Below are 13,717 nucleotides of genomic sequence, written 5' to 3'. Positions count from 1 at the left end.
GGGAGCGGGCCTGCCGGCGAACCGGCAGGCCCTTGGGCCTTACCAGCAGATGCCTTCAGTGCGGGCTTCCGGGCAGGTGGTGTTTGGCATGAAGCCCACCAGGTCGATGACCTGCTTGCCGTGTGGCACCGATTGCACCAGCGCACGGAATTTCTCGTCGCGGTTGCCCAGGATGATCACGTCGGAGTTGTCGATGACGCCCTCGAAGTCCGAGTCCAGCAGCGACGACACGTGGGGGATCTTCGACTCGATGTAGTCCTTGTTCGCGCCGTGGACACGGGCGTACTCGACGTTGCTGTCGTAGATCTTCAGGTCGAAGCCCTTGCCGATCAGCATCTCGGCCAGCTCTACCAGCGGGCTTTCGCGCAGGTCGTCGGTGCCAGCCTTGAAGCTCAGGCCCAGCAGGGCGACCTTGCGCTTGTCGTGGCTGGAGATGATGTCGAAGGCGTTTTGCACCTGGGACACGTTGCTGCGCATCAGCGAGTTGAGCAGTGGCGCGTCCACGTCCAGGGAGCTGGCGCGGTAGGTCAGGGCGCGTACGTCCTTGGGCAGGCACGAGCCGCCGAAGGCGAAGCCTGGGCGCATGTAGTACTGCGACAGGTTCAGGGCCTTGTCCTGGCAGACCACGTCCATCACTTCGCGGCCATCGACGCCCACTGCCTTGGCAATGTTGCCGATTTCGTTGGCGAAGGTGACCTTGGTGGCGTGCCACACGTTGCAGGTGTACTTGATCATCTCGGCCACTTCGATGTCCTTGCGGATGATCGGCGCGTCGAGTTCTTCGTACAGCGATTGCAGGGCATCACCGGAGGCGGCGTCGAACTCGCCGATGACGGTCATCGGTGGGTGGTCGTAGTCCTTGATGGCGGTGGATTCACGCAGGAACTCGGGGTTCACGGCCACGCCGAAGTCGACGCCGGCTTTCTTGCCCGAGCAGTCTTCGAGGATCGGGATCACCACGTTCTTGACGGTGCCCGGCAGCACGGTGCTGCGCACCACGATGGTGTGGCGGGTGGTCTTGTCGCGCAGTACGAAACCGATTTCACGGCACACCGACTCGATGTAGTTCAGTTCCAGGTCGCCGTTCTTCTTGCTCGGCGTGCCGACGCACAGCATCGACAGATCCGTGTCACGAATGGCTTCGGAGAAGTCGGTGGTGCCACGCAGGCGGCCACTTTGAATTCCCTGTGCCAACAACTCTTCCAGACCCGGTTCGACAATAGGCGATTTACCGTTGTTGATAAGGTCAATCTTGGCCTTGGAAATATCCACGCCAACCACGTCGTGACCGCGTGCAGACAGGCAACCGGCACAGACTGCACCGACATAACCCAAACCGAAGATGCTGATACGCATCGCATTCACCTCATGTGTTATCGCGCCGACTCAAACAAGTAAGAGCCAGACCGGGTTTAATTAACCAGCAGTATTCGCGCACTCGGAAGTGTGACAATTGACTGTCATGCTCCCGCTTGCAGGCATATATTTAAAAGTGAGTGCGCAATAATGCACTCAAGTAGCGCAGCACGTGGCCGTGTCGTGGGCTTGTGCCCTAGTGTGTAGCCAGCCTGTATTACAAAGACGACTTCCCAGCTTGCAGTGCTGACCGCTGTCTTGGCTATCCGCCAATGAAATCAAGCACTAAGACGCTTTGCAGGAGCTCGGTAAACGGGGCTCTGGCGTGGCCATGTCAAAGATTACTTTTGGTGCGTTCTCTCCTGAGATCAACTTCCGGTCATAGCCATGACCGTTGTTTGCAAGTTGTTCGAACGATAAGGCTCGAATCGTTCCCTGTTTCGCTGTAGGTCATCTCTCACATAGCGCTCGAGAATCGTTACGGGTGGTATGAGCTATTGGATTTGAAATTAGTTCCTGATGTCATTCCGCTCGGATGACAAAATCTTCAAGAAATTCATGGTTACAAATGCTCTCATTCTGATAGCACTGTACGGTTTTGTCCTGCGGGGCTGGGGACTTGCGGAGTCGTCATGTTTTTGTGCCAGCATTCAAAAAAAAGTCGTCAAAAAAATCGAAGTTTTCTGAACGGGAGCTGAATGAAGGACGGTAATCATCTAATTTGACGACTATTTGACGCCATTCGGTTGGCGGGTGGTGGCACTCTGCACTTTTTTGCAGGGGTAGCGGTGCCCGTTTTGTAGGACAAAACGGTGCACCGAAAGGAGGCTCAGTCGGCGGGGTGGTCGCGCAGGAAAACCAGGTTGTCGGGTTTCGACTGCTCGGCGCTGAAGTAGTAACCCTGCTGGTCGAACTGCTTGAGCTGCTGCGGGTCGTTGATGCGTTCCTGGATGACGAAGCGGCTCATCATGCCCCGGGCCTTCTTGGCGTAGAAGCTGATGATCTTGTACTGGCCGTTCTTCAGGTCCTTGAACTCGGTGTTGATGATGCGCGCCTTCAGGGCCGTGCGCTTGACCGCCGAGAAGTACTCGGTGGAGGCCAGGTTCAGCAGCAGGTCGTCGCCTTGCTCGGCCAGGGTGTCGTTCAGCCATTCGCTGATGCGCGTGCCCCAGAAGGCGTACAGGTCCTTGCCGCGGGCGTTGGCCAGCTTGGTGCCCATTTCCAGGCGGTAGGGCTGCATCAGGTCCAGCGGGCGCAGCAGGCCGTACAGGCCCGAGAGCATGCGCAGGTGGTCCTGGGCGTAGCTGAAATCGGCGTCGGTAAGGCTGTTGGCGTCAAGGCCGGTGTACACGTCGCCTTTAAAGGCCAGCAGGGCCTGCTTGGCGTTGTCGGGCGTGAAGGCCGGGTTCCAGCTGCCGAAGCGCGCGGCGTTCAGGCCGGCCAGTTTGTCGGACAGGTGCATCAGCTCGCTGATTTGCGCCGGGGCCAGCTCGCGCAGGATCTGGATCAGTTCCTGGCTGTGGTCCAGGTACTGCGGCTGGGTGAAGCGATCGGTTACGGGGGGTGTTTCGTAATCCAGGGTCTTGGCGGGGGAAATCACCGTCAGCATGAAATCGTCTCCATTTATCGTGGCGGCGATTTTAGGGGGTGGGGGCGGGGAACTCCATCTATTAGGGCGATAGAAGGATCGGCGGTGGGGTGGGACGCGGCCTGCGGCCGCTGCTACGGGTGGCTGCCTGATGGTTTATGATTCCGGCACCGCCGCCCCATGGAGATCCGCCCTTGCGCCTTGCCTGCCTGCTATTTGCCGCCCTTGCCAGCCTTGGCGCCCAGGCCGCCGTGCCGCCGCCGGTCGCCACCATCGAGCGCAGCGCCTGGCCCGAGACGCTGAGCACCCCGGCGCTGTTCGACGTGGCCTCGCGCGCGGAAATCCTGATGTTCGCCCACGTGCTGTTGCAATCCGAAGCCCTGGGCGAAGCCGACCTAGCCGACCGCCTGGACCTGCGCACGGTGAACATGGTGGCCATCAACGACCTGCGCCAGCAGCTGTGGCAGCGCCTGTGGAAGAACTACGACGCGGCCCAGCAGAGCTGCGACCAGGACGCCTCGTTCTGTTTCGCCATCGATAGCCTCGACGACCTGCGCACCCAGGCCAACAATTTCGCCGTGGCGCCGGACTCCTTTTATGCCAACTGGGGGGCGCCGGCGCGGGTGTTCGACCTGATCTACGTCGACGAGCTGCTGCGCAAGGCTGCGCTGGCGCCACAGATCAGCAGCGAGGTGCTGAAAATCTCCGATAATGAGCTGAACGGCAGCGATTTCAACGACCGGGTGTTCCTGCTGACCTTCGACAGTGGCCCCAGCATCGCCGTGGGCGGCACCGAGTGGGTCACCGACTACCTGCGCAAGCAGAGCATCAACGCCACCTTCTTCGTGCTGGGGCAGAGCTTCAGCAACCGTCGCGACAAGGGCGAGCCGGGCAGCCTCGTTGCTCTTTATAAAGGCCAGTGCGTGGGCGTGCAGGGCTGGCAGTATCGCTCCCACGCCGACTGGAACGACTGGCAGGGCTCAATCACCCGCAGCACCACCCTGGTGGAAAACGAGCTGCCGGACAACTACGTGCCGCTGTTCCGCCCGCCCTACGGCACCCGTCGCGCCGACGCCGATACCTTCCTGGGCACGCAACAGATGAAGGTGGCGCTGTGGGACATCGACTCCCAGGACAGCAACGCCCAGCTCACCGCCGAACAGAGCGCCCAGCGCGTGCTCACCCTGATGCTGCTGTGGCGCCATGGCGTGATCGATTTTCACGATACCCAGGCCAAAGTGCAGGTGGCGTTGCCCTGGCTGCTTACCCAGACGGCCCAGGCAGGCATCGGCTGGCAGGATTGCCGGCAGTTTCAGTGACCGGGCGTCACAGCCAATGTTTACGGGCACGGCGAGGCTGGAACGGTAAAATTTCCAGGGCAGCAGAAGGGGGGTGGACTTCTGACTTTACCGGTGGTTTTGACCTGCGCCAAGCGTTATTCGTCATGCAGAAAAATAAACTTCAAAAAAGCGTCAAAGTGCTTTTTAACGTCATGGGTTTTGCGGTATTACGAAGTTAGATCGCCGAACCCTGCAGCACAGGTGGCGTCGTCACCCGGCCCACCGCAGTTGCAGTTCCACACGTCCACAGCCCTCTGGGAGGTGCGGAAACGGCGGTCACTTCGCGGCGCAGCACCGTTCAGGTATTGCGTCGAACGGCTCTCTCAAAGGTGACCGAGTATGGATGATCAAGGACGCACCATTTCTTCCGACAAGCCAATCCTTTATGTGCTCGATACCAATGTACTGATCCACGATCCAAACGCGTTGCTGAACTTCGAGGAACACCACGTCGCCATCCCCATGACGGTGCTGGAGGAGCTGGACAAGCTCAAGAGCGGCAAGCAGTCGGTGGCTGCCGAGTGTCGGCAAGCCATCCGCCTCATCGACCAGACGCTGGGCGACGCCTGCCCTGCGGACGTGGAACTGGGCGTGCCGATCCAGCGTGGCAAGGGTGCACCGAAAGGCTTCCTGTCCATTCTCATGACCAAGGGCGGCCCGCCCACCACCGTGCTGCCGGGCAACCTCAACGACAACATCATCATCAACCAGCTGGTTGACCTGCACCAACGCAAGAAAGACTGGGACGTGGTCCTGGTCACCAAAGACATCAACATGCGCCTCAAGGCCCGTGCCTGCGGCATCGCGGCCGAGGACTACAGCACCGACCAGCTGGTGGATGACGTCTCCCTGCTGTCGCGTGGCTACCATGAAATGACCGGCTCGTTCTGGGACCGCGTCAGCAAGGTCGAAACCCGCCAGGACCATGGCCGCACCTGGCACCGCGTGCAGCTGCAGGAACAGCTGCCGGCCGTGCACATCAACGAGTTCGTCATTGATGAGCAGGGCTTCGTCGGCTGGATCAAGGGCGTGAAGGACGATGAGCTGGTGCTGCTCGACCTGCACCAGGAACCGCTGCTGCACCAGGAAGCCTGGGGCCTGAAACCGCGTGACATCCATCAGGCGCTGGCGCTGTTCGCGCTGCTGGACCCGGACATCCACCTGGTAAACCTGACCGGCGCCGCAGGTTCGGGCAAGACCATCCTGGCCCTGGCGGCGGCCATCGAGCAGACCATGGTGAGCAAGCGCTACCGCCGCATCATCGCCACGCGCAGCGTGCAGGGGCTGGATCAGGAGATCGGCTTCCTGCCGGGCACCGAGGCGGAGAAGATGGAACCTTGGCTGGGGGCCATCACCGACAACCTCGAAGCCCTGCACATGGACGATGAAAACACCCACGGCAGTGTCGACTACATCCTCAGCAAGGTGCCGCTGCAGTTCAAGTCGCTGAACTACATCCGCGGCCGCAGCTTCCAGCAGAGCCTGATCCTTATCGACGAGTGCCAGAACCTGACGCCGCACCAGATGAAAACCATCATCACCCGTGCCGGCGCCGGTTCCAAGGTGATCTGCCTGGGCAACCTGGCGCAGATCGACACCCCGTACCTGTCGGCGCCAAGCTCCGGCCTGACCTACCTGACCGAGCGTTTCAAGGACTTCCCCAATGGGGTGCACATCACCCTGCAAGGGGTGCCGCGCTCGATTCTGGCGGAGTACGCGGAGTCGCACCTGTAGTTTTTCGCTGCGTCGAAAAAGCCGTCATTGCCCTTGGTAATGGCGGTTTTTTTTAGATATTGGCGTCGAACATCAGGGTTACATCGCCGCTATAGGTGGCGCCGCGGTAATGCAGCAGCATTCTTCGAGCGTCGTTTTGCAGCACTTCAAAATGCACCTGCCCTGGCTGGCTGGAAACGTTGCCCACGGGGGTGATCATCTTGGCGTTGGCTACGCCCACGCCCAGCGGCAGGCGGGTCACGGGCTGGCCGTTGTAATGGAAGGTGGCTGGCAGGGTCAGTGCGGTATACACCGCGGACAGGTCGGGCAAGCGTGGGTGCTTCATGCCACAGTGAGTCGGGTTGCCGCCGTACTGGCAGCTCACGTACACGGCAAACGGGCTGGAGGCCCAGATCTTCAACGGGCTGTCGTGCACCAGCTTCGGTGGTATCTGGTTGGTGGTCTCGTACTGCTTCCAGCCGCCGGGCGGGATGACTTCCACGGCGCTGCCGCTGGCGGGGAAGTCCACCTGCATGTCGTGCTTGACGGTGATTTCCATGCGAAAACGAATGGTGTCGGCGCTGACCTGCACCAGGTCGCCGAAATCGAACCCGCCAGCCTGCCCCACTGGGTAGTCGATAAAGCCTTCCCACAAGCCGGGGCTCAGGCTGGCGGCGGCCGGGAAGCTGGCGTTGTAGGACAGCATGGTCTCGTTGAACATCGAGTGCTGGATTTCGCTGGTGCCGGTGGCTGTGGCCATGCAAGGGCGTTGGGCGTCCGGATAAAATGTAGACCACAGATACCGTTTCCAGTTGCTGGCTCCGCCCAGGCCATAGGGCGCTGTGCAGCCACCACTCACACCCGTGGTGAGCACGGGCTGTGTCTGGTGGCTGACTTTCTGGCTAATGAAGCGAAATGCCAGGCCAGCGCTGGCTGTTTCCTGGGTTGTCCGGTTGATCAGGGTGATGGTCTGGCGCGACGGCAGGTGCACGTAGACCTTTTCGCGAGCGTTCGTCGAGGCGAGGTTGATCTCCTTGGCGTATTCGAAGGGCAGGTCGATGGTCTTTTCGCTACTGCACATCTGCCAGTGCTGGCAGTACCGGGATCGAGGCGTAACGTCGACGACCCGTTCGTTTTCGACCCGGGCGCTGATCAATGCTTCGCCGCCCTGGGCGCTGAAAGCGCCCAGGCAAAGCATACCGAGCAACAGGCCGCGCAGCCCTGCCCGTGGGGTGATGTCTGGCATGGCTATGCTCCAGAAAGATCGTGGGAGCGCGATTATTGGACTGGCGAGGCACGTGGGAAGTCGGACAATTCCTAACTGAAGGAGGAAATGTCTGATGGGCCAGTGCCGTGCAATGGCCGGGCCCCGGGTTTACAATCCTCCCTCCGCCCCCAGGAGCAAGGCAAGTGCTGACCCATCTCGATTCCCAAGGCCATGCCAACATGGTCGACGTCACTGAAAAGGCGGTGACGTCCCGCGAAGCCGTGGCCCAGGCGCGGGTGCGCATGCTGCCTGCCACCCTGCAGATGATCGTCGACGGTGACCACCCCAAGGGTGACGTGTTCGCCGTGGCGCGCATCGCCGGTATCCAGGCGGCGAAGAAGACCAGCGACCTGATTCCCCTGTGCCACCCGTTGATGCTCACCAGCGTCAAGGTGCAGCTGAGCGCCGACGGCGACGACGCCGTGCTGATTGTGGCGCGCTGCAGGCTGGCCGGGCAGACCGGGGTGGAAATGGAGGCGCTGACCGCCGCCAGCGTCGCCGCGCTGACCATCTACGACATGTGCAAGGCCGTGGACAAGGGCATGACCATCGAGAGCGTGCGCCTGCTGGAGAAAATCGGCGGCAAGAGCGGCCACTACCAGGCGGCGCAGGCATGAAGGTCAACATCGTTTATTTCGCCCGTTACCGCGAAGCCATGGGCATGGATGGCGAGGAGCTCTCAGGCACGTTCAGTAGCCTGGAAGACGTACGCCAGGAGCTGCTGGAACGCGGCGGCAACTGGAGCGTACTGGGTGAAGCCAACCTGATGTGCGCCCGCAACCAGGACCTTTGCAAGCTGGACGAGCCGGTGGCCGACGGCGACGAAGTGGCGTTCTTCCCGCCCGTGACCGGGGGCTGACCATGAGCGTTCGTGTGCAGCTTGAGTCGTTCGACCCTGGCGTTGAGGTGAATGCCATGCACGCCGCCAACGTTGGCGTGGGCGCGGTGGTGAGCTTCGTGGGGTACGTGCGCGATTTCAACGATGGCCTGGAAGTGGCGGGCATGTTCCTGGAACATTACCCGGGCATGACCGAGAAAGCCCTGGGCAAGATCGTGGTGGAGGCCGAGCAGCGCTGGCCGTTGCTCAAGGTCGAGGTGCTGCACCGCATCGGCGCCCTGGCGCCGGGCGAGCCCATCGTCTTCGTCGGCGTGGCCAGCGCCCACCGGCAGGCGGCGTTCGACGCCTGCAACTTCATCATGGATTACCTGAAGACCCGCGCGCCGTTCTGGAAGAAGGAACAGACCGGGGCAGGGGAGCGCTGGGTGGAAGGCAAGGCCAGCGACAACCAGGCGGCTGACCGCTGGTTGTAACCGCGGACGCGGCCACAAGCCCCCGTAGCAGCTGCCGTAAGGCGGCGTCCGGAAACGCCGCGGTGTCTCAGGAATGCTTGCGCGGCACGGCGCGCAGCAGCTCGGTCGGCGGCATCTCGCAGCTGATCTTGCGGCCCAGCAGCGCCTCGATCGACGGCAGCTGGTAGGAGTCATCCTCGCCGGCAAAACTGATCGACACGCCGCTCATGCCCGCACGGCCCGTACGGCCGATACGGTGTACGTAGTCGTCCGGGTCTTCGGGCAGGGTGAAGTTGATCACGTGGCTGATGCCATCGATGTGAATGCCACGCCCGGCCACGTCGGTGGCCACCAGCACGCGAATCTTGCCTTCGCGGAAGCCTTCCAGGGTCTTGATGCGCCTGTGCTGGGGCACGTCGCCCGACAGCTGCGCGGCGTTGACGCCGTCACGCACCAGCTTTTCCTCGATGCGCCGCACCTCGTCCTTGCGGTTGGCGAACACCATCACCCGCTCCCAGCCGTTGTCGTTCACCAGGTTATACAGCAGCTTGTACTTGTCGCTGCCGGCCACGGCGTAGACGTGCTGTTCCACGGTTTCGCTGGCGACGTTCTCCGGCTCGATCTCGACGATGGCCGGGTCGGTGGTCCACTGCTTGGCCAGGTTCATCACGTCGTCGGTGAAGGTGGCGGAGAACAGCAGGGTCTGGCGCTCGCTTTTCGGCGGGGTCTGGCGAATGATCTGGCGCACTTGCGGGATAAAGCCCATGTCGAGCATGCGGTCGGCTTCGTCCAGCACCATCACCTCGACCATGTCCAGGTGCACTTCACCGCGCTGGTTGAAGTCCAGCAGGCGGCCCGGGGTGGCCACCAGGATGTCGCAGTAGCGGGCTTCCAGCTGCTTGAGCTGCTTGTCGAAGTCCATGCCGCCGACGAACGTCATCACGTTCAGGCCGGTGTACTTGGTCAGGTTGGCCGCGTCCTTGGCGATCTGCACCACCAGCTCGCGGGTGGGGGCGATGATCAGCGCCCGTGGCTCGCCCATGTAGCGTTCCTTGGGCGGCGGGGTCTGCTGCAGCTGGGTGATGATCGAAATCAGGAACGCCGCAGTCTTGCCGGTGCCGGTCTGGGCGCGGCCGATCGCATCCTTGCCCTTCAAGGTGTAGCCCAGCACCTGCGCCTGGATGGGCGTGCAGTAGGGGAAACCCAGGTCGTGGATGGCGTGCATCAGCTCAGCGGAGAGCTTGAAGTCGTGGAAGCGGGTCTTGCCTTCCTGGGGTTCGACCTTGAAGTCTTCCAGTTTCCACAGCGCGGCGGCCGGCTTGGGCTTGCGTTCGCGGGGGGAGGGCTTGACCAGTTCGGCTTCGGCGTTGGTAACGGGGGCGGGGGCGGGCGTTGGGGCTGACAGGGTCTCGGTTTCCTTGATGGTTTCCACGGGCGTGGGGATGGCCGCTTCCCGAGCTGGGCTCGGTGCTACAGGAGCAGTCATTTCGGCTGCGAGCGGCTCAGCCTCGCTTTTTCCGAACAGGTTCTTGAGTGCTTTGAGCACGGTCTTCTCATTATATTTGATTAAGGAATGTACGCGGGGCAGTGTAATGCAAGAATCGGGCGCGTAGTAGCAGCTGCCGATACACAGGGCTGCAACCTCGCCGTAGCCGCTGCCGCTGGCTGCGGGGCCCCTGTGCCACGATGTAGATCTTCAGGCTTCACGCGGGCCAGCGCAGCCTGGCGGCAGCGGCTACGGGAGGTTATTTCAGGCGAGTTTCTTTGCGAGCCACGCGGCGATGTCGCGAATCTCTTCAATCACCACTTCATGGCCCATCGGGTATTCCAGCCACTCCACCGCCACGCCCCACTGCTTGAGGTGGTCGTGGGCGCTGCGGCCCATGGCGTTGAACACCACGTCATCCTGGTCACCGTGCAGGCACAGCACCGGTGTGGCGCGCTGGGTGGCGCTCAGTTGCACCTGTTCATTGAAGGTAGGCGCGTAGGTGGACAGCGCCAGCACCCCGCCCAGGGTGCCCGGGTAACGCAGGAACGCGGTGTGCAGCACCACGGCGCCACCCTGGGAGAACCCGGCGATGAAAATGCGCTGTTCTGGCACACCGGCGGCCACTTGCGCTTCGATCAAGCCCTTGACCATGTCGGCCGACTCGTCCAGTTGCGCCTCGTCAATGGCCCGCGCCGGGGTCATGGCCTTGATGTCGTACCAGCTCGGCATTTCATAGCCGCCGTTGATGGTCACCGGGCGCGTGGGCGCCTGGGGCAGGATGAAGCGGGCGCTGGGCAGGCTGGCCTGCAGGGCCTCGGCCACCGGCAGGAAGTCGTAGCGGTCGGCGCCCAGGCCGTGCAACCAGATCACACAGGCGTCGGCTGGCTGGGTAGGTTCGAGGATCATCGGGTTGCTCATGACTGCTCCAAAATTGGGCGAACGCTCTCATAAAGTGCATTGCAAAAGGGCGTATCGGGGCGATACCGGAAAAAGATGTCGCAAGGCTACACGTTTTCCTATTGACGGGCGCTGAAACGCTTGCGCTCTGTAACGTGGTACGCGCTTTGCTATGTATCCGCCAAGTGGAAGGAAAGATGTATCCGGTAACACTATCAGGCTGTACGCCCCATGGCGAAAGCGGGATGGTATTCAAGCGGATTGCAGCCCTTCCACGGGTCATGCGAAACGACAGGGGCGAACCATAACGCCTCATCTGTTCGACCGATCAAGGAGCCGTGAGTTTGCAGGAATCCCGAAGGTGAACTGCACTTACACAATCAAAAAATGAGTTCTGTACCGCTTGACCCAAAAACAAGCCAGCAACGGGTCGAAATCGCCTCAAAAGGGTGCGGCAGAACACAGCTCGACACAACAAGAGCAATTTGGAGGTTTGAATGAAAATGCTGAAATCCACCCTGGCTGTCCTGACCGCCGCCACCGTTCTGGGGGTAAGCGGCTTTGCCCAGGCAGGCGCCACTCTGGACGCGATTCAGAAGAAAGGTTTCATTCAGTGCGGCGTCAGTGATGGCCTGCCTGGCTTCTCCGTTCCGGACTCCACCGGCAAGATCCAGGGCATCGACGCTGACGTCTGCCGCGCCGTGGCCGCTGCCGTGTTCGGCGACGCCACCAAGGTCAAGTTCAGCCAGCTGAACGCCAAGGAGCGCTTCACCGCCCTGCAGTCCGGTGAAATCGACGTGCTGTCGCGCAACACCACCTGGACCAGCTCCCGTGACGCCGGCATGGGCCTGATGTTCACCGGTGTCACCTACTACGACGGCGTGGGCTTTCTGGCCAACAAGAAGCTGGGCGTGAAGTCGGCCAAGGAACTGGACGGTGCAACCATCTGCATCCAGGCCGGTACCACCACCGAACTGAACGTCTCGGACTACTTCCGCGCCAACGGCCTGAAGTACACCCCGATCACCTTCGACACCTCCGACGAAAGCGCCAAGTCCCTGGAAAGCGGCCGTTGCGACGTGCTGACCTCCGACAAGTCGCAGCTCTACGCACAACGCTCCAAGCTGGCCTCGCCGGGCGACTACGTGGTACTGCCGGAAACCATCTCCAAGGAGCCCCTGGGCCCGGTGGTGCGTAAAGGCGACGAAGAGTGGTTCAGCATCGTCAAGTGGACCCTGTTCGCCATGCTCAACGCCGAAGAGGCTGGCATCACTTCCAAGAACGTCGTGGAAGAAGCCAAGTCCACCAAGAACCCTGACGTGGCACGCCTGCTGGGCGGCGACGGCGAGTACGGCAAGGACCTCAAGCTGCCAAAGGATTGGGTAGTGAAGATCGTCTCGCAAGTGGGTAACTACGGCGAAGTGTTCGAGAAGAACCTGGGCAAGAGCACCCCGCTGGCCATCGACCGCGGCCTGAACGCGCTGTGGAACAACGGCGGCATCCAGTACGCCCCACCAGTACGTTAAGCAAGCCCCGCGCCTGGCGGCCCGTATGCCGCCAGGCGCTGTTACATTCCCTTTCTTCCGGGGCACTTCATGCAAAATCAAATCGGCGCACCCAAAGGGTTCTCCCTGACCGATCCACGTGTGCGTGCGTGGCTGTTTCAGATCATCACCATCGTGGCGGTGGTCTCGCTGGGCTGGTACCTGTTCCACAACACCCAGACCAACCTGCAACACCGCGGCATCACTTCGGGTTTCGACTTCCTTGAACGCAGTGCCGGCTTCGGCATTGCCCAGCACCTGATCCCGTACACCGAGTCGGACACCTACTCGCGGGTCTTCGTGATCGGGCTGCTCAACACGCTGCTGGTGACCTTCATCGGCGTGATCCTGGCGACCCTGCTGGGCTTCGTCATCGGCGTGGCACGCCTGTCGTCCAACTGGATGGTCAACAAGCTCGCCACCGTCTACGTCGAGACCTTCCGCAACATCCCGCCACTGCTGCAGATCCTGTTCTGGTATTTCGCCGTGTTCCTGACCATGCCTGGCCCGCGCGGCAGCCATAACCTGTGGAACACCTTCTACCTGAGCAACCGTGGCCTGAACATGCCGGCGGCGCTCAAGGCCGATGGCCTGTACCCGTTCCTGATCGCCGTGGTGGTGGCCATCGTCGCCATCGTCGCGATGGTCAAGTGGGCCAACAAGCGCTTCGAGGACACTGGCGAGCCGTTCCACAAGTTCTGGGTCGGCCTGGCCCTGCTGGTGGTAATCCCGGCGCTCAGCGCGCTGGTGTTCGGCGCGCCGCTGCACTGGGAAATGCCCGAGCTGCGCGGTTTCAACTTCGTTGGCGGCTGGGTGATGATCCCTGAACTGCTGGCCCTGACCCTGGCGCTCACGGTGTACACCGCGGCGTTCATCGCCGAGATCGTGCGCTCGGGCATCAAGTCGGTCAGCCACGGCCAGACCGAGGCCGCGCGTTCCCTGGGCCTGCGCCCCGGGCCGACGCTGCGCAAGGTGATCATTCCCCAGGCGCTGCGGGTGATCATTCCGCCGCTGACCAGCCAATACCTGAACCTGGCGAAGAACTCCTCGCTGGCGGCCGGTATCGGCTACCCGGAAATGGTTTCGCTGTTTGCCGGCACGGTGCTCAACCAGACCGGGCAGGCGATCGAAGTCATCGCCATTACCATGAGCGTGTACCTGGCGATCAGCATCAGCATTTCCCTGCTGATGAACTGGTACAACAAGCGCATTGCGCTGATCGAGCGGTGAGGA

Annotated in this window: 12 protein-coding genes; 7 read left to right on the top strand and 5 right to left on the bottom strand. The window is 61.8% G+C overall.

Annotated elements, in window-relative coordinates; translation table 11 throughout:
- Positions 1–39 precede the first annotated feature (39 nt).
- Together AC0Z2B_RS02805 and yaaA are read right to left on the bottom strand one after the other, a co-directional pair.
- Positions 40–1,356 (bottom strand): nucleotide sugar dehydrogenase, encoded by a 1,317-nt coding sequence (locus AC0Z2B_RS02805; RefSeq protein WP_476295036.1) that lies wholly within the window; start codon positions 1,354–1,356, stop codon positions 40–42.
- A gap of 829 nt (positions 1,357–2,185) precedes the next feature.
- Positions 2,186–2,965, bottom strand: coding sequence for a peroxide stress protein YaaA (gene yaaA / locus AC0Z2B_RS02800; protein WP_416422616.1), 780 nt, complete (start codon positions 2,963–2,965; stop codon positions 2,186–2,188).
- 173 nt (positions 2,966–3,138) lie between these two features.
- Here yaaA and AC0Z2B_RS02795 point away from each other — a divergent pair, with 173 nt between their 5' ends.
- Together AC0Z2B_RS02795 and AC0Z2B_RS02790 are read left to right on the top strand one after the other, a co-directional pair.
- Entirely contained in the window at positions 3,139–4,263 is a 1,125-nt protein-coding gene (locus AC0Z2B_RS02795) for a polysaccharide deacetylase family protein (RefSeq protein ID WP_476295035.1), read from the top strand.
- Between the two features lie 360 nt (positions 4,264–4,623).
- Entirely contained in the window at positions 4,624–6,018 is a 1,395-nt protein-coding gene (locus tag AC0Z2B_RS02790) for a PhoH family protein (protein WP_416422618.1), read from the top strand.
- A 52-nt stretch (positions 6,019–6,070) separates the two neighbouring features.
- Here the strand turns inward: AC0Z2B_RS02790 and AC0Z2B_RS02785 are convergent, their stop codons facing one another.
- On the bottom strand, positions 6,071–7,243 hold the full coding sequence (locus AC0Z2B_RS02785; protein ID WP_476295033.1) for a hypothetical protein: 1,173 nt from the start codon (positions 7,241–7,243) through the stop codon (positions 6,071–6,073).
- 164 nt (positions 7,244–7,407) lie between these two features.
- Between AC0Z2B_RS02785 and moaC the strand changes: the two genes are divergently transcribed.
- From moaC to moaE, 3 genes are read left to right on the top strand one after another with little or no spacing between them, the layout of a single operon-like run.
- The gene (gene moaC, locus AC0Z2B_RS02780) at positions 7,408–7,881 is read left to right on the top strand and encodes a cyclic pyranopterin monophosphate synthase MoaC (protein ID WP_476295031.1); all 474 of its coding nucleotides are present in this window, start codon (positions 7,408–7,410) and stop codon (positions 7,879–7,881) included.
- The gene (locus tag AC0Z2B_RS02775; RefSeq protein WP_476295030.1) at positions 7,878–8,123 is read left to right on the top strand and encodes a MoaD/ThiS family protein; all 246 of its coding nucleotides are present in this window, start codon (positions 7,878–7,880) and stop codon (positions 8,121–8,123) included. Before moaC ends, AC0Z2B_RS02775 begins: the two co-directional genes overlap by 4 nt.
- Before the next feature lie 2 nt (positions 8,124–8,125).
- Complete coding sequence (gene moaE, locus AC0Z2B_RS02770; RefSeq protein ID WP_476295029.1) at positions 8,126–8,575, top strand: molybdopterin synthase catalytic subunit MoaE; 450 nt, start codon at positions 8,126–8,128, stop codon at positions 8,573–8,575.
- A 67-nt stretch (positions 8,576–8,642) separates the two neighbouring features.
- On the opposite strand, the gene rhlB is transcribed toward moaE, so the two are convergent.
- Positions 8,643–10,100, bottom strand: a complete 1,458-nt coding sequence (rhlB, locus tag AC0Z2B_RS02765) for an ATP-dependent RNA helicase RhlB (RefSeq protein ID WP_476295028.1) — start codon at positions 10,098–10,100, stop codon at positions 8,643–8,645.
- Positions 10,101–10,304: 204 nt separating this feature from the next.
- On the bottom strand, positions 10,305–10,961 hold the full coding sequence (locus AC0Z2B_RS02760) for an alpha/beta hydrolase (RefSeq protein WP_476295026.1): 657 nt from the start codon (positions 10,959–10,961) through the stop codon (positions 10,305–10,307).
- 476 nt (positions 10,962–11,437) lie between these two features.
- Between AC0Z2B_RS02760 and AC0Z2B_RS02755 the strand changes: the two genes are divergently transcribed.
- On the top strand, positions 11,438–12,466 hold the full coding sequence (locus tag AC0Z2B_RS02755; RefSeq protein WP_416422625.1) for an amino acid ABC transporter substrate-binding protein: 1,029 nt from the start codon (positions 11,438–11,440) through the stop codon (positions 12,464–12,466).
- 69 nt (positions 12,467–12,535) lie between these two features.
- Positions 12,536–13,714 (top strand): amino acid ABC transporter permease, encoded by a 1,179-nt coding sequence (locus tag AC0Z2B_RS02750; protein WP_476295025.1) that lies wholly within the window; start codon positions 12,536–12,538, stop codon positions 13,712–13,714.
- The last annotated feature ends 3 nt before the right edge of the window (positions 13,715–13,717 follow it).

This window comes from Pseudomonas sp. GYB4201 (assembly GCF_056312595.1).
The sequence above is the reverse complement of the archived record's forward strand: the minus strand, read 5'-3'. Positions and strand labels throughout refer to the sequence as shown.